General features: G+C 64.9%; 24 protein-coding genes. 10 read left to right on the top strand and 14 right to left on the bottom strand.

Annotated features, from left to right (window positions below):
- Positions 1-123 precede the first annotated feature (123 nt).
- On the bottom strand, positions 124-1,683 hold the full coding sequence (locus CRO39_RS01940; protein WP_097120178.1) for a protein adenylyltransferase SelO: 1,560 nt from the start codon (positions 1,681-1,683) through the stop codon (positions 124-126).
- Between the two features lie 194 nt (positions 1,684-1,877).
- The gene (locus tag CRO39_RS01935) at positions 1,878-2,615 is read right to left on the bottom strand and encodes a sulfurtransferase (RefSeq protein WP_097120177.1); all 738 of its coding nucleotides are present in this window, start codon (positions 2,613-2,615) and stop codon (positions 1,878-1,880) included.
- 146 nt (positions 2,616-2,761) lie between these two features.
- On the opposite strand from CRO39_RS01935, the gene CRO39_RS01930 reads away from it, so the two are divergent.
- The 5 genes from CRO39_RS01930 to CRO39_RS01910 are packed head-to-tail and all read left to right on the top strand — an operon-like array spanning position 2,762 to position 5,142.
- Positions 2,762-3,139, top strand: a complete 378-nt coding sequence (locus CRO39_RS01930; RefSeq protein WP_097120176.1) for an ArsR/SmtB family transcription factor — start codon at positions 2,762-2,764, stop codon at positions 3,137-3,139.
- Positions 3,136-3,609: an SRPBCC family protein gene (locus tag CRO39_RS01925; protein WP_097120175.1), complete on the top strand. Its 474-nt coding sequence runs from the start codon at positions 3,136-3,138 to the stop codon at positions 3,607-3,609. Before CRO39_RS01930 ends, CRO39_RS01925 begins: the two co-directional genes overlap by 4 nt.
- A gap of 45 nt (positions 3,610-3,654) precedes the next feature.
- Positions 3,655-4,089: an SRPBCC family protein gene (locus tag CRO39_RS01920; protein WP_202926300.1), complete on the top strand. Its 435-nt coding sequence runs from the start codon at positions 3,655-3,657 to the stop codon at positions 4,087-4,089.
- A gap of 41 nt (positions 4,090-4,130) precedes the next feature.
- Positions 4,131-4,679: an SRPBCC family protein gene (locus CRO39_RS01915; RefSeq protein ID WP_097120173.1), complete on the top strand. Its 549-nt coding sequence runs from the start codon at positions 4,131-4,133 to the stop codon at positions 4,677-4,679.
- 34 nt (positions 4,680-4,713) lie between these two features.
- The gene (locus CRO39_RS01910) at positions 4,714-5,142 is read left to right on the top strand and encodes an SRPBCC family protein (RefSeq protein WP_097120172.1); all 429 of its coding nucleotides are present in this window, start codon (positions 4,714-4,716) and stop codon (positions 5,140-5,142) included.
- Positions 5,143-5,258: 116 nt separating this feature from the next.
- On the opposite strand, the gene CRO39_RS01905 is transcribed toward CRO39_RS01910, so the two are convergent.
- Positions 5,259-5,624 (bottom strand): DUF6164 family protein, encoded by a 366-nt coding sequence (locus CRO39_RS01905; RefSeq protein WP_097120171.1) that lies wholly within the window; start codon positions 5,622-5,624, stop codon positions 5,259-5,261.
- A gap of 125 nt (positions 5,625-5,749) precedes the next feature.
- Here CRO39_RS01905 and CRO39_RS01900 point away from each other — a divergent pair, with 125 nt between their 5' ends.
- Positions 5,750-6,190 carry an FKBP-type peptidyl-prolyl cis-trans isomerase gene (locus CRO39_RS01900; protein ID WP_097120170.1) on the top strand — a complete coding sequence of 147 codons (441 nt, stop codon included), beginning with the start codon at positions 5,750-5,752 and terminating at the stop codon, positions 6,188-6,190.
- A 64-nt stretch (positions 6,191-6,254) separates the two neighbouring features.
- Here the strand turns inward: CRO39_RS01900 and CRO39_RS01895 are convergent, their stop codons facing one another.
- Positions 6,255-7,871 (bottom strand): serine hydrolase, encoded by a 1,617-nt coding sequence (locus CRO39_RS01895; RefSeq protein WP_097120169.1) that lies wholly within the window; start codon positions 7,869-7,871, stop codon positions 6,255-6,257.
- Positions 7,872-7,996: 125 nt separating this feature from the next.
- Between CRO39_RS01895 and CRO39_RS01890 the strand changes: the two genes are divergently transcribed.
- Positions 7,997-9,250, top strand: a complete 1,254-nt coding sequence (locus CRO39_RS01890; protein WP_097120168.1) for a TIGR03862 family flavoprotein — start codon at positions 7,997-7,999, stop codon at positions 9,248-9,250.
- 188 nt (positions 9,251-9,438) lie between these two features.
- On the opposite strand, the gene CRO39_RS01885 is transcribed toward CRO39_RS01890, so the two are convergent.
- From CRO39_RS01885 to CRO39_RS01845, 9 genes are all read right to left on the bottom strand, one after another.
- Positions 9,439-9,783, bottom strand: a complete 345-nt coding sequence (locus CRO39_RS01885; protein ID WP_097120167.1) for a RidA family protein — start codon at positions 9,781-9,783, stop codon at positions 9,439-9,441.
- A gap of 64 nt (positions 9,784-9,847) precedes the next feature.
- Positions 9,848-10,510, bottom strand: coding sequence for a DUF998 domain-containing protein (locus CRO39_RS01880; protein WP_097120166.1), 663 nt, complete (start codon positions 10,508-10,510; stop codon positions 9,848-9,850).
- 117 nt (positions 10,511-10,627) lie between these two features.
- Positions 10,628-12,499 (bottom strand): tetratricopeptide repeat-containing diguanylate cyclase, encoded by a 1,872-nt coding sequence (locus CRO39_RS01875; RefSeq protein ID WP_176520141.1) that lies wholly within the window; start codon positions 12,497-12,499, stop codon positions 10,628-10,630.
- Positions 12,500-12,521: 22 nt separating this feature from the next.
- Complete coding sequence (locus CRO39_RS01870) at positions 12,522-12,794, bottom strand: hypothetical protein (protein ID WP_097120164.1); 273 nt, start codon at positions 12,792-12,794, stop codon at positions 12,522-12,524.
- Positions 12,795-12,930: 136 nt separating this feature from the next.
- Positions 12,931-13,728: an SAM-dependent methyltransferase gene (locus CRO39_RS01865; RefSeq protein ID WP_097120163.1), complete on the bottom strand. Its 798-nt coding sequence runs from the start codon at positions 13,726-13,728 to the stop codon at positions 12,931-12,933.
- Between the two features lie 6 nt (positions 13,729-13,734).
- Complete coding sequence (locus CRO39_RS01860; protein WP_162125786.1) at positions 13,735-14,289, bottom strand: GNAT family N-acetyltransferase; 555 nt, start codon at positions 14,287-14,289, stop codon at positions 13,735-13,737.
- 142 nt (positions 14,290-14,431) lie between these two features.
- Positions 14,432-15,559: a GDSL-type esterase/lipase family protein gene (locus tag CRO39_RS01855; RefSeq protein WP_141400679.1), complete on the bottom strand. Its 1,128-nt coding sequence runs from the start codon at positions 15,557-15,559 to the stop codon at positions 14,432-14,434.
- Between the two features lie 157 nt (positions 15,560-15,716).
- A complete protein-coding gene (locus tag CRO39_RS01850) occupies positions 15,717-16,658 on the bottom strand; it encodes a restriction endonuclease (RefSeq protein ID WP_162125788.1) in 942 nt (313 codons plus the stop codon).
- A 178-nt stretch (positions 16,659-16,836) separates the two neighbouring features.
- Entirely contained in the window at positions 16,837-17,298 is a 462-nt protein-coding gene (locus tag CRO39_RS01845) for a PA2169 family four-helix-bundle protein (RefSeq protein ID WP_097120159.1), read from the bottom strand.
- 518 nt (positions 17,299-17,816) lie between these two features.
- Here CRO39_RS01845 and CRO39_RS01840 point away from each other — a divergent pair.
- On the top strand, positions 17,817-19,682 hold the full coding sequence (locus CRO39_RS01840) for an extracellular catalytic domain type 1 short-chain-length polyhydroxyalkanoate depolymerase (RefSeq protein WP_202926301.1): 1,866 nt from the start codon (positions 17,817-17,819) through the stop codon (positions 19,680-19,682).
- A gap of 358 nt (positions 19,683-20,040) precedes the next feature.
- On the opposite strand, the gene CRO39_RS01830 is transcribed toward CRO39_RS01840, so the two are convergent.
- Positions 20,041-20,379: a zinc ribbon domain-containing protein YjdM gene (locus tag CRO39_RS01830; protein WP_097120157.1), complete on the bottom strand. Its 339-nt coding sequence runs from the start codon at positions 20,377-20,379 to the stop codon at positions 20,041-20,043.
- Between CRO39_RS01830 and CRO39_RS20765 the strand changes: the two genes are divergently transcribed.
- On the top strand, positions 20,378-20,536 hold the full coding sequence (locus tag CRO39_RS20765) for a hypothetical protein (RefSeq protein ID WP_162125789.1): 159 nt from the start codon (positions 20,378-20,380) through the stop codon (positions 20,534-20,536). The two genes, CRO39_RS01830 and CRO39_RS20765, sit on opposite strands and share 2 nt — an antisense overlap.
- Before the next feature lie 45 nt (positions 20,537-20,581).
- A complete protein-coding gene (locus CRO39_RS01825; RefSeq protein WP_097120156.1) occupies positions 20,582-21,661 on the top strand; it encodes a tetratricopeptide repeat protein in 1,080 nt (359 codons plus the stop codon).
- Positions 21,662-21,681: the final 20 nt, after the last annotated feature.

Here is a 21,681-nt window from a genome sequence, read left to right as displayed (position 1 = left end):
CCGGTGGCGGTGATGAAGCCTAGCCGCACTACAACCGTTGCCGTAGTGCCGGAAGCCATAAGCATGCACCATGCCGGCGTCCTGGCAATGGTCAGCGCGCGGGCTAGCCGCGCATGGCCACGCTCACGAACTGCACGACAGCATCGAGCAACCGGCGCGGTCGCGTGCCCAATCCGGCCGGCGCTGGGCGAAGCGCTCGTTGCCGGGCTGGTCGTCGTACGGATGCCGCATCACTTCCAGCAATTCGCCGATCCCGGCCTCATCGCCTGCATGGGCACGGTCGATGGCCAGCTGGGCCAGGTAGTTGCGCAGCACGTAACGCGGGTTGGCCAGCCGCATCCGCTCGCGCCGTTGCGCGGCGGGCAACGGGTCGTCCTGCAAACGCTGACGGTAGCGCGCCAGCCAGGCCAGCAATCCTTCGCTTGCTGATTCGCGCCTGGCCGGGTCGTAGAAGGCAGCGTCGAACGCATCCAGCGACCCCGCCTGCAGATCCGCATCCATCAGTGCACGGAAGAACAGCGTCATATCCACTTCGCCGGCTTGCAACAACGCCAGCAATTGCTCGAACAGGTCCGAATCGCCCTCGCGGTATTCGCCCAGGCCGAGTTTGCCGATGATGTTGCCGCGCTCGGCGGCGGCGAAGGTCTCGCCATATTGCTGCAGACCGTCCTGCAGCGGCTCGATGCCGGCGAACAACGGCGACAGCGCCTGCGCGAACCGGGTCAGGTTCCAGTAGGCCACCTTCGGCTGCCAGCCGAACCGGTAGCGCCGACCCTGCGCATCGGTGGTGTTGGGCGTCCAGTCCGGATCGTAGTCGTCGATCCAGCCGTAGGGGCCGTAGTCGATGGTCAACCCCAGCACCGACAGGTTGTCGGTATTCATCACGCCATGCACGAAGCCCACCCGCATCCAGTGCGCCACCATCGCCGCGGTACGCCGGCAGACTTCAGCGAACCAGGCCGCATACAGCGCCTCGCCTTCGCCGTGCAGGTGCGGAAAATCGCGGCGAATGCAGAAATCGACCAGTTGCCGCAGCAGCTCGATGTCATCGCGCGAGGCAGGCAGCTCGAAGTTGCCCAGGCGCAGGAAAGACGGCGCCACTCGGCAGACGATGGCGCCCGGTTCGGCCTGCGGGCGGCCGTCATAGAACATGTCGCGCACCACCGACTCGCCGGTGCCGACCAGGCTCAAGGCGCGCGTGGTCGGCACGCCCAGGTGGTGCATGGCCTCGCTGCACAGGAATTCGCGAATCGACGAACGCAACACCGCGCGGCCATCGGCGCTACGCGAATACGGCGTCGGGCCGGCGCCCTTCAACTGGATTTCCCAACGCTCGCCGGCCGGGTTGACGACTTCGCCCAGCGTGATCGCGCGGCCATCGCCCAGTTGCCCGGCCCACTGGCCGAACTGGTGGCCGCCGTAATTGGCCGCATAAGGCTGCATGCCCGGCAGCAACGCATTGCCGCCGAATACCTGCGCGAATTCGGCCGAGGCGATGTCGGCTTCGGCAATGCCGAGCAAACGCGCGCATTCGGGCGAATGCGCGATCAGCCTGGGCGCGGCGACCGGCGTGGGCAGCACCGGCGACCACAGCGCGCCCAGCACCTCACGGCGACGCGGCCCGCTTTCCGGGTCTCCCGGCAGTTCGCGGACGAAGGCGTTGTCGAAATGCAGCCGATGCATCTATATACCGCCCTGATAACCTGTTCAAAGTCTGTCGTGAGCGCAGCCAGAGCCTGCCCCGCACTGGATACGGGGTGGCGCGTGGCGGAGCGCAGAGCGCGTAGTGGCAGAGCGGGCAGCGTACCTACAGGGACGTGAGCAACCGAGCACAGCACGCGCGCCAGGTGGCAAGCGCAGCAACCTTGGACAGGTTATCAGGCTGGGTCCACCAGCGGCTTGAGTTCAGGATCCAGCGCAACGCGCTCATCGAAGACGAAACAGCGGCCGTCGTAGCCCTGGCCGCCGACCTGTTCGAAATAGCCCAGGATGCCGCCATCCAGTTGCAGCACGTTGTCCATGCCGTCGGCGCGCATCCACAGCGCGGCTTTTTCGCAGCGGATGCCGCCAGTGCAGAAACTGACCACGGTGGCGTCCTGCAGCGACTCGCGGTGCGGCGCCAGCGCCTGCGGCAGGTCGGTGAACTTGCGGATCGGCAGCGTCAACGCACCGGCGAAGGTGCCGTATTCGATTTCCTGCTCGTTGCGGGTATCCAGCATCACCACCCGCCGGCGCTCGTCGTCATGGCCCTGTTGCAGCCAGCGCGCCAGCGTGGCCGGCTCGACCGACGGCGCACGATGGCCCTGCGGCGTACTGCCTTCGCGGCGGAAGCTGATGATCTCCGGCTTGACCTTGACCTTCAGCCGCGCGAACGGCTGCGCCTGGCTGCGGCTGAACTTGATGCGGATATCGGCAAAGCGCGCATCGGCCTTCAGGCTATCGACGAACGGCGCGATGGCGCCGTCCGCGCCGGCGAGAAACAGGTTGATGCCCTCCGCGGCCACCAGCACGGTGCCGCGCAGCGACAGCGCCTGCGCACGCTCGCGCAGCCGCGCGGCCAGCACGTCCGGCGCATCGATGGCAGTGAAATGGTAGGCAGCGATATTGACGATCATCGCGTCATTTTACGCCCCGGACGCAGCAACTTCGACCTAGGGGCTGTTGCCGTTCGCTGCCATTGGTCGCAGCAGCTGCTCTCCCGCCACCACCTTATTCAACCAAACGGTTGACAATTGGAGAAGCCCGTGCAATCCTCAACCATATGGTTGAACATCATCCCGAACGGCTCGACGCGGTTTTCCACGCCCTGGCCGACAACACCCGCCGCCGCATGCTGCGCAGCCTGTCCACCCGCCCGTGCAGCGTCGGCGAACTGGCCGCGCCGTTCCAGATTTCGCTGGCCGCGGCGTCCAAGCACATCAAGGTGCTGGAACGCGCCGGCCTGGTCACCCGCAACGTGCAGGGCCGCACCCATCTGTGCAGCCTCCGGCCTGAACCGCTGGCCGCCGGGCAGGCATGGCTGCGCCATTACGAGCAGTTCTGGAACCAGCGGCTGGATGCGCTGGAAGCGGCCTTGAACGCCGAATCCGCGCCCGCGACACCGGCCGCCCAATCGATATCGCCAAGGAGCCAACGATGACCCTGGAAACCGGCGCCGAAGTGCAGGTCCGCCGCCATTTCAATGCAACGCCCGAACGCGTGTTCGACGCCTGGCTGACGCCGCGGCTGCTCGGCCAATGGATGTTCGGTGCCGATGTGCGCGACGAGAAGATCGTCCGGCTCGACGTCGATCCGCGTGTCGGCGGCACATTCTCGATGTTGGTCGAGCGCGACGGACAACCTATCGACCACATCGGAACCTATCTGGAAATCGAACGGCCGCACCGTCTGGTCTTCACCTGGGCCATCCGCGGCATGTCCGATGACGATGCCAGCCGTGTGGCGATCGACATCGGCGCCACAGCGGATGGCTGCGAGCTTGTCCTGACCCATTGGCTGCCTGCGCAATGGGCCGACTATGCCGGACGCACGCAGCAAGGCTGGAGCACCATGCTCGATGCCCTGCAGCGCCTGTACGGCGCCGGACAAGCAGGCAACCCCACGCCTTAGGAGAAAATCATGAACCTTCAAGCCGCTCCCGTTGCCCGCACCGAAATGCTGATCCGCAAACCGGTAGAGCAAGTCTTTGAAGCCTTCGTCGATCCTGCGATCACCAGCAGATTCTGGTTCACGCGCGGAAGTTCGCGGCTGCAGGAAGGCCGGACCGTCACCTGGCACTGGGACATGTACGGGGTTTCCGCCGAAGTTGCGGTCAAGGCGGTCGAACCCCTCCGCAGAATCCTGATCGAATGGCCGACGCCGGTCGAATGGACATTCGCGCCGCGGCAAGACGGCACCACCTTCGTGACCATCACCGCATCAGGTTTTTCCGGCAGCGATGACGAAAAAGTCGCGCAGGCAATCGATTCGATGGGCGGTTTCAGCTTCGCCCTCGCCGGCTGCAAGGCCCTGCTGGAGCACGGCGTCGAACTTGGCCTGGTCGCCGACCACAACCCCGATGCGCACGTCAAAACAGATGGCAACCCCTGAATGCCTGATGTGTACCGCATTCGCCCTACCGGAGATTTCTGATGAACGACAGCTACGGCAGCCTGATTGCAGCGGATACCTTGCGTCTTCAGCGCTCCCTGCCCGGCCCGATTGAAAAGGTCTGGGCCTATCTGACCGAATCGGACAAGCGCGGCCAATGGCTGGCGACCGGCCGGATGGAACTGCAAATAGGCGGCAAGGTCCATCTGTTCTTCCGTCATGCCGATCTGTCGCCGCAGCAGGCGCCGGTTCCGGAAAAGTACAAGAGCATGGAAGACGGCGCCGCCATGGATGGCCGCGTCACGCTGTGCGAGCCTCCGCACCGGCTGGGCTACACCTGGGGCGAGGCGGATGGCAGCGAGTCGGAAGTCCGCTTCGATCTCAGCGAGCAGAACGGGCGCGTGCTGCTGACCATCACCCACAGCCGCCTGCGCGATGGCGATGAACTGATCGAGGTGGCAAGCGGCTGGCATACCCATGTCGGCATCCTGGCCGACCGGCTGGAAGGGCGCGAACCGGGTAATTTCTGGGTGACGCACGCACAGCTCGAAAGCCAGTACGCGCAGCGCCTGTTCCCGCCGAAGCCATGAACTGGCCGCGGCGCCGCATCAAAGGAACATCGCCATGCCGGACATAGAACACATCCAGTACGTGAAAACCCCCATAGCCGAGGTCTACCGTGCCCTGACCACCGCCGACGGCCTGGCCGAGATCTGGACCCGGGAACTCGCCTTCACCGCTCAGGAAGGGGCAATCAACGAGTTCAGCTTTGGCGACGAAGCGCCGACCCGAATGGAAATCACCGAACTGGTCCCCGACAAGCGAATGGTCTGGCACTGCGTCGATTCGGACCCGGAATGGATCGGTACGGATGTCAGTTTCGAACTCGCCCAGAGCAACGGCAGGACTTCCGTCGTTCTCCGGCACACCGGCTGGCGCGAGTTGACCGAGTTCTATCGTTCCTGCAATTACAACTGGGCGATGTTCCTGCTGAGCCTGAAGCAGTATTGCGAGGACGGAACCGGTATTCCGTTCCAGGTGCGGAAGTTCTAGCGGCGCCGCCCCTTCTTCCGGGCGTGGACGGCCTTCAGATAGACGGCGCCGGTTCCGGGCAGCGCATACGCAACCTCGATGGCAGGGGGGTCTTCCCGCACCCGCGCCAGGATGGGTCAGCGCAGGAACAGGTACGGCAGCGCCAGCGTCAGCAGCAGGATCGCCACCACCGCGGCCAGCATGCCCAACACATACAGCGGCTTCTGCCTCAACTGACCGAAGAAGGTTTCGGCGCGGCCTTCGCGCAAGGCCTCGGCATGCTCGGCCCTCGCCCGCGTGGCGCGCTCGGCCTGGTAGGCGTCCAGCAACGGCTTGGCGCGCGGGAAATCGGCGCCGTCCTGCAGCCAGATTCCTCCCGCAGAAACTCCCCACGGGCTAGGTTGCGTTTCATAGAACGCAATCTCATGCCGCTTCAACAACTCGCGGACTTCCGCGGCCTCGTCGTCGGGTACGTTGCGCAGGTTCAGCAGCAGTTTTCTCATCCGTCCAGTCTAGGGCCTGCCAACGCGGTTGGGCAGGCCAGGGCCCTATTGGCCTTGCGGTTGGCCAGCCGATCGCCTGCCCGGCCATCGGTTACCCTGTACGCCCTGTGTTCCGGAACCACTCCATGCGCCGCCTGCTTTTTCCGTTGTTGCTGCTTGCCACGATGTCGCTGTCCGCCTGCCAGGATCCGGGACCGCCGCCCGGCGGCAGCGTGGCCGAACTCCAGCGCATCGATGAAGCGACCGGCACGGGCGATACGGCCCGCAGCGGCATGGAAGTCAGCGTGCACTACACCGGCTGGCTGTACGACGAGAACGCGCCGCAGCAGCGCGGCGAGAAATTCGACAGCTCGGTCGACCGCGGCCAGCCTTTCAGCTTCCTGCTGGGTGCCGGCCAGGTTATCCGCGGCTGGGACGACGGCGTAGCCGGCATGCAGGTCGGCGGCAAACGCGTCCTGCTGATTCCATCGGAATACGGCTATGGCCGCAAGGGCGCCGGTGGCGTGATTCCGCCGAATGCTTCGCTGGTATTCGAGGTCGAGCTGCTGGACGTCAAGCCGCGCTGAGCCGCCGGCCGACGCATGGCGCCCCACAAGAGCCATGTTGTGGGGCTGTAGGCGCTGGAACCTCTCACCTCGCCGAATCTTCCGCCACCGGCGTCAACCGCAGATCGTGGAAATCGAAGCTGAAATCGGTCAGCGGCGAGATGGCTTCCATCCGCGCCTCGCGGATCGCGCCGTCGGGCTTCAACGCGAAGCTCAGGAACGCATCGGCATTCAGGCCGCGATCGCGCCAGCGCACGATAAAGGTGTCGTGCTGCCAGTGCGACAGATCGCCGACCAGCGCCGGCGTGCGGCTGAAACGCAGCACCAGCCTGCCGCCCTCCTCGGTCACGTCCACCTCGCCATACCAGGGATCGCGCAATCTGCCGGCGTAGCGCGCCAGCGGCAATGACGGCCGCGACTTGCGGTCGCGCTCGGCCTGCAGCTTGACCCAGCGCTCGTCGGCATCGCCCTGGTTCTTTGCCACCAGCGCGGCGTATGCCGCCAGCCAGTCGGTCGGCGGGGCCGCGAGAAAGGCATCCAGCACCTGCATCGTCACCGCATTGAAGGCGGCGCCGACCTCCTGGTTGGTCAGCACCACGATGCCCAGCTTCTGTTCCGGGACCAGGGTCACCCGGGAAACCATGCCGGGCCAGCCGCCGGTGTGCCAGACCAGCTTCTGTCCGCGGTAGTCGGACACCATCCAGCCCTCGCCGTAGCCAAGGAAATTCGGCCGCGCCGCCTTCAACGCTTCCACCTTGGGTTCGGCCACAGGTATCGGCGTGACCAGCGACCACATCGCCTTCTGCCGGGCCGCGCTGAACAGGCGCCGCTCCGTTCCATCTTCACCGGCATAGACGCCGCCGGCCAACTGCACGCGTATCCAGCGGGCCATGTCGTGGGCGCTGGAATACAGGCCGCCGGCGCCGGCCACGTTCGACCAGCTCATCCGCGGCGCCGGCTGCAATCTGGAGAAATCCGCCTTGGCGTGGCCGCTGGCGACGTTGTCGCCAGGCAACAGGTAGTCGCTGTTGTAGCGCGTCTGGCGCATGTCCAGCGGCTGCAGGATGCGCGTGCGCAGGAAGGCTTCGTAGCTCTGCCCGCTGACGGTTTCGATCACCTGCTGGGCAACGCCATACAGGATATTGTCGTAGGCGTACTGATTGCGGAATCCGCCATTGAGCGGCACGTCGCGCAGGCGCTGCACCACTTCGGCATTGCTGTAGGTCGTTGCCGGCCAGAACAGCAGATCGCCCGCCCCCAGACCCAACCCGCTGCGGTGCACCAGCAGGTCGCGCAGGCGCATCTCCCGGGTGACATAGGCATCGGCCATGCGGAAACCGGGCAGATGATCGATGACCCTGTCGTCCAGGCTCAACTTGCCGTCATCGGCCAGTATCGACAGCGAGGCGGCGGTAAAGGCCTTGGTGTTGGAGGCGATGGCGAACATCGTATGCGCATCCACCGGCTCGGGCTTGCCTGTCTCGCGCACACCATAGCCGCGTTCCAGTACGACCTGGCCGTCCTTGACGATGGCGATGGCCATACCCGGAACGTCAAATTCCCGGCGCACCGCTTCCACATGGGTATCCAAGCGCTGCAGCGCATCCGGTGTTGCCGCTGCCTGCGCAAGCGCGGGCACTGCGCGCAGCAGGGAGAAAAGCAGCAGCAACGGCGCTGCGATGGCGGGAGCATACGGTCGCATTCCGGTTCCTGTGATCGGCCAATCCAGCCGCGACGATACTGCATTGACGCGCGGTCGCCCCGTGCCGCCGGTCATCGCGTTTGCGGCGGACGCTCCTGCACTCGGGCCGCTGGCATAATGCGCCGATGCCAGAATCCCAACCCGCCGCCCCCACCCTCGCCATCGTCGGCGGCGGCCCGGCCGCATTGATGGCCGCGGAAACGGCGCGCGCCGCCGGCCTGCAAGTCGATGTCTATGAGGCCAAGGGTTCGGTGGGACGCAAGTTCCTGATCGCCGGCAAGGGCGGACTGAATCTGACCCATTCGGAGCCGCCAGGGGAATTTGTCCGCCGTTTCGGCTCCCGCCAGCAGGAAGTGGCCGCATGGTTGCGCGATTTCGGCCCGGATGCGTTGCGCGAATGGGCCGCAGGACTCGGCGTGGAAACCTTCATCGGCAGCTCCGGCCGGGTCTTCCCGCTGGATCTGAAAGCCGCGCCGCTGCTGCGCGGCTGGGTCCGCCGGCTGCGCGAACAAGGCGTGCGCTTCCACGTCCACCATCGCTGGACCGGTTGGAGCGAAGCCGGCGCATTGCGCTTTGTCACGCCGGACGGAACCTGCGAGATCGCCGCCGAAGCGGTGGTCCTGGCGCTGGGCGGCGGCAGTTGGCCGCAACTGGGCTCCGATGGCGCCTGGCAACCGCTGTTGGCGCAGCGCGGGGTCGATGTGGCGCCGTTGCAACCGTCCAATTGCGGCTTCGACATCGGCTGGAGCGATCACTTCGTCAAGCATCACGCCGGTGCGCCGCTGAAGCCGGTGGTCATCTACTGGCGCAACGCGGTGGGGCTGGAACAGAGCCTGCAGGGCGAATGCGTGATCACCGAAACCGGAATCGAAGGCAGCCTGATCTATGCGCTTTCCGGCCCGTTGCGCGACGCCATCGCCCGCGATGGCCAGGTCGACATCCAACTGGATCTTGCGCCCGGCCGCGACCTGCCGCGGTTGCAGCGCGACCTGGCCAAACCACGCGGCGGCCGCAGCCTGAGCGAACACCTGCGGCGCGAGGCCGGCCTGACCGGCGCACGCGCCAACCTTATCTACGAGGTACTGGGGCGGCAGACGCAAGCGGACAATTTCGCGCTGGCCGCCGCGATCAAGCGCCTGCCATTGCGGTTGAAGCGCGCGCGTCCGCTGCAGGAAGCCATCAGCAGCGCCGGTGGCATCCGCCTGGAAGCCCTGGACGATGCGCTGATGATCAAGGCGTTGCCGGGAGTGTTTGCCGCTGGCGAGATGCTGGACTGGGAAGCGCCGACCGGCGGCTATCTGCTGAGCGCCTGCTTTGCCAGCGGCCGCCGCGCCGGCCTGGGTGCGGCGCAGTGGTTGAAGGCGCCAGCGACGGAGTGATTGGTCGCCCGCAGGGGCTGCGGCCGGAGGGAGGAATCCGGCACGCAGCGATTGCGGGGCGTGCGCGCAAGATAGCGGTTACCGCGTTCAATTTCGGTTAGCGCCAGCGGTCGGATTTATGACATCGCAGCGCGTTGCGACCTGGCTCACATCCTGTCGCCGGCCGTCGACGAACGGCGTTTCCATTCTCAAACCGCCGCAGTCACCACGATTTCGATCAACCAGTGCGGATTGGCCAGCTCCGCCTGCACGGTAGCGCGCGGCGGCGTATGCCCGGGCACCACCCAGCTGTCCCAGACCCGGTTCATCGCCTCGAAATCCATCACGTCCTTGAGGAAGATCTGCGCATGCAGAATCTTGCTCTTGTCGGTGCCAGCCTCGGCCAGCAGCTTGTCGATCGCATCCAGCACCTGCTGGGTCTGCCCGCAGATGCTGTCTGCGGAATTTTCGGCAATCTGCCCGGCCAGGTAGACCACGCCGTTGTGAACGGCCATCTCGGACATGCGCGGACCGACATCGAATCTCTGAATCATGCTTGCATCTCCGGTGCTTGGGGAAGTAGACAAAAAGCGGCCATAGAGCTTAGCGCCAGCAGGATCATCCGGCCATCGGCCTGTCCGCGGCATCGGCGTCCATGCGCCACAGCCAGCACGCATGCAGGGTCAGCCACGAGACGACGAGCAGGATGATCAGCTTCTGGATGCCGCCGCCCGCCGCCGGACGCCACAGCACATGCAGCCACAGCAACAGGAAGCATGCCGCGGCAAACACGAACGCCAATGGGAATCGCCTCCGCCAGCGCAGATCGCCGCGAAAGCGCCACGCCTGCAGCAGCATTGCCGTAGTGACGCACAGGAACGCTGTCTGCGCCGCGGTGGCATGCACGAAACGGTGCAGGTCCGGCGCCAGTGCAGGCAGATAGGAATCGCCGATGGACACCGTGGCCAATGCCAGGGCCGCCACCACGAACAGCAGCACCGGCGCGGCGCTGCGGGCCGAGCGTTGCAATCCGCCGTACAGACCCACGGCCAGACCGATGATGGCCAGTCCCAGCAGGCAGTACATGGACCTCAACAGCAACCCGTACGGCCCGGTCAGATAGCGGCTGAGGGTGGCACGCTGCCAATCCAGATCGGCACGGACGAACTGCAGCGCAACGGCCACCAGCAAAAACCCGATCAGGGCGATGGCCGCCAAACCGCCCCATTGCCGCGGTGCCACCGGGAGACGAAAGAGTGGCTCGATTCCGACATTGCTCATGCCGGAAGGATAAGGCCAACCCGCAGCCGACCGGAAGTCGCGCCGAAGCCGACTCGCCCCGGCGCGCGCCAGGCGCCATTGCGCGCGCGTCCAGTCCGGACGAGCGGCAAGCCGCTTTCAGGAAACCACGCGTTCAATCCGGCGGGCGGCCAGCGCCGGCTCGGACGGGTCGGCATGCTGGTCGGCGACAACGGTCGAGTCCTGCAGCTGCGGCCCGTGCAACGGCGTGACGGTGTCGTCGTCGGTACCGCAGACACGGTTGCGGCCCAGATGCTTGGCCCGGTACAGCATCCTGTCCGCATGCGAGAGCAATCTGGCCAGACTGTAGCCGGAGGCAAGCGTCGAGGCGACGCCGAAACTGGCCGTGGTGGCGAATACATGGCCGGACTCGCGGCTGTCGATGGCAGCGATGCGCACCCTGCAGTCCTCGGCCAGGCGCTTGGCCGCGCGCATATCGCAGCCGTACATCAGGAAGGCGAACTCCTCGCCGCCCAACCGTCCCACCGTGTCGACCCGGCGGCAAAAGGCCTTGCAGATCTCACCCACCTGCTTCAGCGTCCAGTCGCCGGTCTGGTGGCCGTAACGGTCGTTGATCTGCTTGAAATGATCCAGATCGAACATGATCAACGCGGCCTCTTCACCGCTGCGGGCGCATTGCGCCAGGCTGCGCTCGGCCTGCAGCGTGAAATGGTGGCGATTGCAAAGATCCGTCAGCGCATCGGTCTCGGCCATCTTCTTCAGCGACACCTGCACTCGCTTGATCTTGTAGGCCCAATAGCCGATGGAGGCGACCAGGACCACCAGCAGGATGACCATCAGCCTGGTGTTCTGTGCCGATTGCTGGTTCAGCTTGCTTTGCAGCTGAAGCACCTGGTTCTGCTTGTCCAACAGATCGATTTGTTGATTCTTCTGAAGTATCTGCTGACGAACTATCTGATAGGCAAGCTGCCGAGACTTCATGTCATTGGAATACGCCTTTTCCGCATCGGCATAATCGCGATAACGTTTCAACGCCAACTCGCTGTCGCTGCGATGCTCGGCGATCTCATAAAGCGTGCGATAAGCTGAAACCAGCGGCTGCGACCCAAGCAACCGAGTGCTGTTCTCGACCGCCTTCTGCGCATGGCTCTCCGCAGCGGCGTCTTCGCCCTGCCGGAGTTTGAGATCAGCCATTACAGAATGGTATTCGCTAATTAGGAGCGGATATCCATTCTTCTGAACATCGGGCAAGTAGCGCTCGAGTAACGCAACCGCAGATTTTATCTTGCCAGCTTCGGCCCATACCCGCGCCAGGTACGTCCGCGTCAGGCCCGCCAGAAGAGGCTCCTTCTGCTCTTCGCAGATTTCGATTACCTGCTGCACCGCCCCCTCATCCACGGAGCGCTTCAGTCCCATCTGCGACTCGATCTTCAGGTTTCCGGCTGCGCATCTGCTCCTGCCCACCGGAGAATCGCCTGCAACCTTGTCGGAATAGTGCTCCCCGAGCGCATACTCGCCCACCTGGTTGTAAAGCACCCCCGCTACAAGCCAGCCTCTATGCCTGATATCCGCATCGGCAACCTTGTCGGCCAAGGGAAGCGTGTCGTTCAACGTCCTCAGCCCCTCCTCGAACTGCCTGGTCAATGCATATGTGTTGACCAGCATCGAGCCGGCGCGAAAGATCAGTTCGTCGTCAACCGCCGTTTCCCGGATTTCCTTCAGTTCTCCGACGGCGAGTTCGTACTGGCCCTTCATAAGAAAGGCATGGGATTTGAGCAGTTTGAAACGCATCTTCTCTTCAGAAGACGCGTAATCGGTGCGTTCCTCAAGCAAACCCAGCAGCTTGGCGAACTCGGTCGGATCGGAAGTGCGGACGGCGTCGGCCCGCTTTAGCAATGAAGCCGCCGAGTCTTGCGCAAGCGCCGGATGGCAGGCGAAACACAGCACTAACGCCATCATCAACGCTTTTGCCATTCCAACCTTCATAGCCGACTCCTTGCGCCAGCTCACGCCGACGAGCACCTAAGGGTGGTCACTCTTTTGGACTTTCTTCTTCCGGCTGGTCAACCGGCTCATCGGGAGACTCTTTCTCTTCGGCACCATCGGGAGCGATGATCATGCAAAACATCTTCTCTCGGCCCTTCAGCAGGCCAGTCAATGCAGGAATATCTGCATCGAGCAGCGCTCGCCGCTCCTCCGCCCCCATATCAAACGAATCAAGCGCGGCCGCCAGAACACCCGCAGAAGCCCCACTGAGCCGGGCATCGCTCCCTACCGTCTCGAGAAACCTAATAGCGTTCACCACTCCCCCCGTTTTTCGAAAATTCGATTGATTTCCATTCGCCCTGGAGCGAAGTTCCGCATACCCCTATAACCCATCATCGAACGACCGTTTCCGGTCCGGACGAAGGCCTGGCGGAAACGGCAATACTATCAACAATTTATGCAACAAGCATCGCCTGCTCGATTTCCTCTATCCGCCTGATGACCTCGTTGTTTCGCTCCGGTCTTCGCGCAGGCGGAATGACCAGGGTCGTCTCTGGATTCAGTCTTGCGGTTATCAGTCCGGACAGAGCCATATGCTCCTTTCTCGGCCGCGATATCGGCAGAGTTGCCGCCTCGTACGCGATAACCTCGTGCTCCATCGGGTAATCTTCGGCGAGTATTTCCAACAGTACCTGGCGATAGCCCGTTCCGGTCGTGGCAACGCTGAATGTCCTGTCCCCTGCCACGCCGATCTGCCAGAGCATGAGATAGGCCGAGGGCTCGATCCTTCTACGATAGAACATGAACTGGCTGGCCTCGTAATGCTGGCAACCAACGCTGCCCGGGTCGATGGCCAGATCCGCGTAAAGGCAGTCCTCGGCAGAAACCGCCGCTTCCATGAAAGCCTGATAGCCGTCTTCGCGAGCGCTTGCAATGGCCATGTGCGGCACCATTGCGAATACGCCAGGATGCCCGTAGAAGGCTCCGCAGACGTCGCGACCGCTCCGGACCTCGCACATGATGGCGTCCACCATTTCACGGTAGCTGCGATGTCTCGACTTCCCATCGGCGTAAAACCCTTGCAGGCTGCGAACGTCCCGGTTCATGCCCTGCACCCAAAGCTCGACCAGCGGATCCGACGCCGCGACGAAAACGACATCGGCCTGTTCAATGCAACTGCGCGCACGCGGCCCAAGATGGGCGCCCAATGTCATACCCAAACCGACACAAGCCAAGCTACCTTGTTTGATCATTTGCGCTCATGCCACTGAATTCGTGGTTGGTTTATCTGGATGGGGTCGGTTGCGCGCAGCACTCCATTGGGAACGCGTACGCCGCCATCCGCCCCATCCTTCGCCTCGTGCCGTCGTCTCCATGGCCTCGAACTGCAACGCCTGCATCACTCTCACTACGCCGGTGTTTTCCAGCCGGTGGCAATTGAACATCTCGCTGATTTCGGAGGTCCGGAAGACATAATCCATCAACAGAGGAACGACTTCCTTGCCAATTCCTTTCGCTTGCCATTGGGGCAAAAGCAGCATCCCAAACTCCGCTTTTTCCCCATGCCTGGTTACGGCGACGATTCCTGCCTCCAACCCCGTACCCCGTTCGGATATGACCCAGCACCGGTGGAGGAAGTCGCCCTGTTCGTTCGACCGACACACATGAGCGAAACCAGCCCGGGCGGCCTCGTAAGTCAGCGGCTGCCCCACATGCTTCATGACGTCATGATGGGTATACAAACGACAGTACAGCGCCTGGTCGCCAGTGCCGAGAGGGCGCACCCACAACCGTTCGGTCCCGAACGCTCTCATCGGCATTGCTTATGAAAAGCCCTGCCGATCATGGCTGTGCCGGCCACAGCAACCGAATCTCGAGCGCCACCTGACGTACCCTGCACTACTCATCCACCGTTGCCCGATTGTGGCACGACTCGACAGCCGGCCGTACTGATTTTTATCGGCTAGCTTCTACGTCTTGTCCTTGGCCGGCCGGGGGTGGCGGCAAACTCGGCCCAACCGGGAGCAGCGCCAGAAGTTCATCCTGGCCGATGGGAGTCACTCCCATGCCAAACCCGGCATTCAACAGGTCGACCAGCGACTGCGCCCACAGCGCATTCCAGACCAGGCCGGCGTGGCCGTCGGCGAGGGTGGCGTGGTCGGGGCTGTCGCCGGCGGAGTTTTCGACACGCAGGCCGCCAAACTCGATGGACCGGTAGGCGGGCCGGCCGGCCGCGTCGCGGCCGCCCCAATGGCCGGCAAACCAGGCGCGGTCGTCGAAGAACGCCAGGCGCGGGTCGGGCTGCGCCATTTGCGCCAGGGCATGGTCGAACGCATCCAGCCCCTGGCGGATGTTGGCCAGTTGCCGCGGCGATTGCCAGCGGTCCTGGTACTTGGTCCAGTGGCTGTTGTCGAAGATGCCGACCAGCACGATGCGGGTTTCGGGGTGATGCCGGTGGATGGTCTCCACCGATGCCTTCGCGGCCCGGATGCATCCGGCAATCACGCCCTGGACCGCGCCATCTGCCGGATCCCGGGCCAGACGATCCAGCGAGTCGGCAGTGCCAAAGGAGTTCACGCCGATGCGGATCAGCACCACCCCTTCCCGCCAGCGGTGCGGCGCCTGATCCATCAGCCGGACCAGCCGCGGCACCTGACGTATGCGGCCTCCCATCAGGCTTTCGCAGCCGGCCCCGGATACGGCGAAGTTGTAGCGGTAGTCCTGCTTGCGCGGCGCGCGCGCCTGGCCCCCTGCCAGTTCGTAAGCCCTGGCGAGCAGCCCGTTGCCGCCGTAGACGCCCCATTGGCCGGGGTCCAGCTCACGTCCGCGCAGCCGCGCCAACACCTCGGTCCACTGCAGCGTGCTGTCGCGATAGGCACCGCCGCGCAACGGGGAACCGGCAGGAAACGACACGCGATCCTGGTAGGAGTGGCTGTCGGAATCGCCCACCACCGCAAACGGCGGCGGCGAAACGCCGGTGATGTCCGTCCCCGCGGAGCCTGCCGTGCGGCCACCGTGCGTCCACCACCAGAAGGCAATGGCGGCGATGCCGGCCAACAGCAACGGTTTTCGGAAAGTGGCCAAAGGTGACATGGCAGCGGCGCAGATGGGGAAAAGGACCGCCATGCGGGCGGAACAGTCGCGGCGAAGCCGGTCTCTTGCGTATTTCAACGCAAGTGGCCGGCATTCTGTGCCATCGCCGATGACAGCGTTTCCCGGATTCAGCCTGGGCCAGGGGCGCTCAGATGGGCGAAGCCGGGCTGCTGCGCTCCAGGGTGCGGATCGATTCCTCCTGGCGGCGCTGCCACTCGGCCAGTTCCTGCTCGGTCCAGACATTGCTTTCGGTCAGCCGCACGAGTTCCGGGTCCGGCTCGGCGGGCGCAGGCGGGCGCGGCCTGGGCCGGTTGTCGGCCACGGTCCGGATGGGAAGCGGATTCCACAGCCCGGTCAGCCGCTCCTTCTTGGCCGGCGCAGCTTCGGGCTGCGCCGGCGCTACGAACACCGGACGCCGTGCCTGCGCCAGCGCATCCCGTTGCGCCCGTTGCACGCGCGCAGCCAGGTATTGCGGATAGCCCCACACAGCCACCAGCAACAATGCCAGCGGCAAGGCGGCCAGCGCCCATTGCCGCTTGTCCCACGCGGCCAGCCGTGCGCGCAGCCGCGAGCGCCACGGAGAAAACCGGGTGAGCCGAGCCGGCGAATCGTCGCTCAGCGGCAGCGGCAGCGGCGGCGGCAGGCGGGATCCGGATGGCTCGGGGACCGGACCGATCATCGCGCGCAATGTGGCGCCATCGATCAGCTGCAGCCGTTCCGAAGCGGCAGCCACTTGCAACGCCTCTCCGGAAAACTCGCCGGTGGTGATCAGCAGGGCGGTGGTCTGCGCGCCGGCATCGTCCAGCATTGCGAGCAGCGCCTGCACTTCGTCGGCACCGACCGGCGGCGGCTGCCCGTGCCGGCACAACACCAGCAACCCGCGCCCCGCCCGCTGCAGCCGCAACGGCGACCCGCTGCCGTCGGCCTCCTCCTGCTTCTGGACTGGCGGCTCCTGAAGCCGTTGCTGTTCACCCTCTCGTTCGTCGACCTGGTACCCCTGGCCACGATAGTGGTCGGCAATCAAGCGCTCGAAGTCCAGCCTGCCCACGCGGCTCAGCGCATCGGCCTGGCTCACCGCCTGCCTGCTCATCCTGTGTTGTTCCCCGCAATCATCCCCGTTCGTGCCGCAAATGATGGCGGGCAGCAGCGTTCTCGTCCAGATCCGTCCCCTCCGCGGGCGCATGAAACCGCGTCGCTCAAGCAAAACCGGCGGGGTTTCCCCGCCGGCGGATAACGTCTGAAGCGAATGCGCTATTGCCCCATCGCGGTCATGCGGCGCGCTTCATCGCCAGCTTGCGCTCGCGCATCACGTCGTGGCAGGAGCGGACCTCCGGCAGCAGCCGGGTGACGGCCGCGCGCGCGGCTTCCGGTGTGCCCGGATCCTGGATGACCTGCTTGAAGGCGTTGTTCAGGCGATCTTCGGATTCCTCCAGCTCGGCGATATAGCCGAATTCCTTGTCGCCCAGCGTCGCACGGACCTTGCCGTAGAACTTCTGCATGGCGCCCACCAGCGTGCCGGAGTCTTCCGGCTCGCCGCCGGCGGCCTGCACAACGGCGCTCAATTCGGCGACCACATGAGCCTTGATGCCGGCGATACGGTTGAACAGCGTCTTCAGTTCGGCGCTGTCGACTTTCTGTGCGGCTTCTTCGTAGAACGACTTGCCGTCGCGGGCAATGGCGATCAGATCGTTGAGCGTATGGGGAGTGGTGTGTTTGGATGAATGATTCATGGATGGCTCCATTGTGGGGGCGCGGATCCAGAAGTACTGCCGATCCGGCCGGATGACTGCGGGCGTTGCGGGAGTACGCCGCGGGCAGTGCGCGTTCTTCGCGCTGTGCGCAACACTATCTGCCGCGCCATGAAACCCGCGTGATATGCCGGTACAGGGAATGTCAACGCCGGCGGTTCATCCCGCACCGCTAGCGCCTCGATGTTTACGGCAAGGCCGTTCGAAGACGACAACGCCGCCGTCGATGGCGATCATTCATTGACCGGACATCCTGCATTTCGCTGTCGAGGTGAGCGATGTGCGCGAATCCGCCGCGTTGCGGCGACCGCATCCGGTGCGAAGTGCGACCGCGTCCGCAAATGCGGACATTGCTGCATCGCAGCTTTCCCTAAAGGACGATGGCCGCCGGCCGCAGCCGCTGGCCTACTGCAGCGGTCACTGACTGCGCCCCATACACCCGCGCCGTCTGCACGGGCCCGCGTCAGCCATCTGGTCCACCGCCAAGAGGAGCTGTCCCCGTGACCCAGCCATTGTCCGCCGCCTATCACCGGCGCTGCGCAAGCGCCCCGACGGCATTCGTCGTTCGCTGCCGCCGCCGCATCCTGCGCTGGTTCGGCTGCCCCGCCATCCTGTTGATCCTCCTGGGCACGGCGGCGCCGGTCCTGGCGCAGACCGAAGTCACCGGTTTCGGCAGCAATCCCGGCAACCTGCGCATGTTCAAGTACGTGCCCCCAGGCCTGCCGGCCGGTGCGCCGCTGGTGGTGGCGCTGCATGGCTGCGCGCAAAGCGCGTCCAGCTACGATGCCGAAACCGGCTGGCAGATGCTGGCCGATCGCTGGCGGTTCACCTTGCTGCTGCCGCAACAGCAAAGCGGCAACAACTCCAGCAGCTGCTTCAACTGGTTCGAAACCGCCGACACCGCCCGCGGCCAGGGCGAACCGCTGTCGATCAAGCAGATGGTCGACCGCATGAAGGCCGACCACGGCAGCGATGCATCGCGCATCTACGTCACCGGACTGTCGGCCGGCGGCGCGATGGCCGCGGTGATGATGGCCACCTATCCGGACGTATTCGCCGGCGGCGCCATCGTCGCCGGCCTGCCCTACCGTTGCGCCAGCAGCCAGAGCGCAGCCTTCGGCTGCATGAATCCGGGCAGCGACCTGACGCCGGCGCAATGGGGCGACAAGGTGCGCGCAGCCAGCGGCCATGCCGGGCCCTGGCCCACGGTGTCGATCTGGCACGGCGATGCGGACTACGTGGTGCGCCCGGCCAATCTGACCGAAAGCATGGAGCAGTGGACCAATGTGCATGGCATCGACCAGACCGCCGATGCCAGCGATACCGTCGCCGGCTACCCGCATCGCGTGTACAAGGATGCCGGCGGCAATCCGCGGGTGGAAACCTTCACCATCACCGGCATGGGCCACGGTACGCCGGTGGATCCGGGCAGCGGCGAAAGCCAGTGCGGTAGCGCAGGCGCCTACATCCTGGATGCCAATATCTGCTCCAGCTATTACATCGGCCGTTTCTGGGGGCTGGACGATCTGGACGGCAACGCGCCCACCGTGGTGCTGACCTCGCCGGCCAATGGCACCAACGTCAGCGGCAGCATCAGCCTGACCGCGACCGCCAGCGACGATATCGGCGTGGAGCGGGTCGAGTTTCTGCTCGATGGCGCGCTGCTGGGCACGGACACCACAGCCCCCTATTCGCTGACCTGGAACAGCGCCAGCACCACCGATGGCGCGCATGTGCTGCATGCGCGCGCGGTGGACGTGGCCGACAACGTCGGCACTTCGGCGGCGGTCAACGTCAACGTGGTCAACGGCGGCGGCGGCGGCACGCCGCTGGTGCTGGAATTCGCCAACGAGGACGCCAACGACGGCTACGTCAAGGCCAATGCCGATGGCAGCGCCCCGGCCATCGGCACGCTCGAGCCCTACTCGGGGCTGGCGCTGGGGCGCGGCAGCGACGGCAAATTCAACCGCAGCCTGTTGTCGTTCGATACCTCGGCACTGCCGGACAACGCCACGCTGCTGTCGGCCACCCTGACCGTGGGCTACCGCAGCGCCTATGGCAATCCCTGGGGCAACCCCAGCGGCAACACCCTGGTCATCGATGCCAACCACGGCTGCCGCGGCGCTTGCGCCATCGAAACCGGCGACTATGCCGGCACGGTAAGCGCCGAAGCGGTGGCGCAACTGCAGCCGTTTTCCGGCGGCAGCCAGACCAGCAACCTGTTCAGCGGTGCCGGCCTGAACGCCATCAACCGTACCGGCCGTACGCAACTGCGGCTGCGCTTCAGCGCCAACCCGGCCGCCACCCACTACCTGTGGATCGGCAACGGCGCCAGCGCGAAACTGCGGGTGGAATACCTGCCCTGACCTGCCCAACGATGCAGCGGTAGCGGCAGCGGTGTCGTGCTGTCCGGCGCCCGCTGGCTGCCCATCGCTTTTTTTAGCGTGGATGGGACTACACTGGCCGCCCACATGGGCATGCCGCTGTCCATGCCGGGCACTCCATCGATTCATCCACCAACGAGGTTGTCATGAGCAAGGGCATGGATCAGAAGAAGAACAAGAAGAAGGCTCCCGCCAAGACCTTCGACGAAAAGCGCGCCGCCAAGCAGGAAAAGAAGAAAAAGTAGCCCCGACAACCGGCGCCGGCAGTGTCGGCAGCCGAATATCGCCTGGCCTGCGGAGGACGGCGGTAAAGAGAAGCGCCGCCCGGCGCAGACGCAGATCAGGCCTTGCGCAGGAAACAGGTTTTCAGCACCAGGCCCTTGATCTTGTCGGAGCTGCCTTCGATATGTTCGGCATCGCCGTCGACCAGGCGGATGTTCTTGATGACCGTGCCCTGCTTGAGCGGAATCGAAGAGCCCTTCACTTTCAAATCCTTGATCACCACCACCGTGTCGCCCTGGGCCAGCGCGTTGCCGTTGCTGTCGCGCACGGCCATTGCGTCTTCCACCGCCTCGCCAGCGGCCGGCCATTCGTATCCGCAGTCCGCGCAGACGAAGTTGCCGCCGTCAGGGTAGATATTGGGCAGGGTGCATTGCGGGCAGGCGGAAGGTGTGGGCATGGGCGTTCTGACAGAAAAAGAGCGCGCATTATCGCGCAATCAGGGACCGCGCAATCAGGAACCGTTTCCGCGCAGCGGCAGGCCGCAGCCTGAACGCACGACGGACGGCAGCTTTTTGCCGGTTTCTGCGCATTCTCCGCGCTGGAAAAAGGACTAGACTGGCGCCAGGCAAACATTCCCGCCAAAGGCGCGGGGGTTCCCCATGATCACCTGGGTTTTGGCTGCGGCATTGGCGCTTTCCCCTCCCCTCCCCGCCCCGGCGGTGGCGGCGGCACCGGAACCGCCGCGCCCGGAGCAGGTCATGGCAATACCTGCGGAATTGCACGCGCTTTTCCAGCAGCAGGTCCTCAGCCCCGGCGGCACCCAGCTTCGTCGCCTGGAACGACTGGTGGATTTCATGTTCGCCCAGACCGGCCTGGGCATGCAGTACCAGCACGATGCGACCTATACCGTCGAGCAGGCCTACCTGACCCGGCGCGCGAACTGCCTGACCTTCACCTTGCTGGCAGTTGCGCTGGCGCGCGAGGCCGGGCTGGAAGCCTACGGGCAGGAAATCGAAGAGACCCTGAGCTGGCGCCACGAGCAGAACACCATCTATCGCACCAACCACGTCAATGCCGGCATCCGTCCGGGCCACCAGCGCTTCACCATCGACGTGGCCTGGGACACGCTGATTGCCCGCGAGCCGCCGCAACGGATTTCCGACCGGCGCCTGCTGGGCCTGTACTACGGCAATCGCGCCGTCGAACTGATGAGCGACAACCAGCGTGCTGCCGCGGGCCAGTACATGGCCATGGCCCTGGAACTGGATCCCGCCTACGCGGCCAACTGGAGCAATGCCGGCGTGCTGTATATGCGCAACGGCGATGCCGAAGCCGCCGAACAGGCCTACGCCAAGGCGTTGGCACTGGACCGTCTGCACGCCGCAGCGCTGTTCAACATCGTGTCCCTGTACCAGCGAACCGGCCGGCAGGAGCAGGCGCGCGGCTACCAGAAGCAGCTGAAAGCCGTCCGCGAGAAGGATCCCTTCCATCACTTCCTGCTGGCGGTGCAGTACGAAAAGACCGGCGATTACCGGCGCGCGCTGACCCACTACCAGCGCGCCATCCGCCTGCATGACAGCGAGCACCGCTTCCATTTCGGCCTGGCCCGCGCCTACCTGCAGTTGGGCCAGGCGCGCCAGGCCGGCCGCGCGCTGGCCCGTGCGCACGCCCTGAGCGAAGGCGATACCCGCGGCCTGTACCAGGCCAAGCTGGACCGGTTGCGGCAACAGCAGGAATAACTCCATCCGCCGCGAAAGCC

It is taken from the genome of Pseudoxanthomonas wuyuanensis, from assembly GCF_900215535.1.
GTDB classification, from domain to species: domain Bacteria; phylum Pseudomonadota; class Gammaproteobacteria; order Xanthomonadales; family Xanthomonadaceae; genus Pseudoxanthomonas_A; species Pseudoxanthomonas_A wuyuanensis.
Note: the sequence above shows the minus strand (reverse complement) of the source record. Positions and strands in the feature narration are given on the sequence as shown.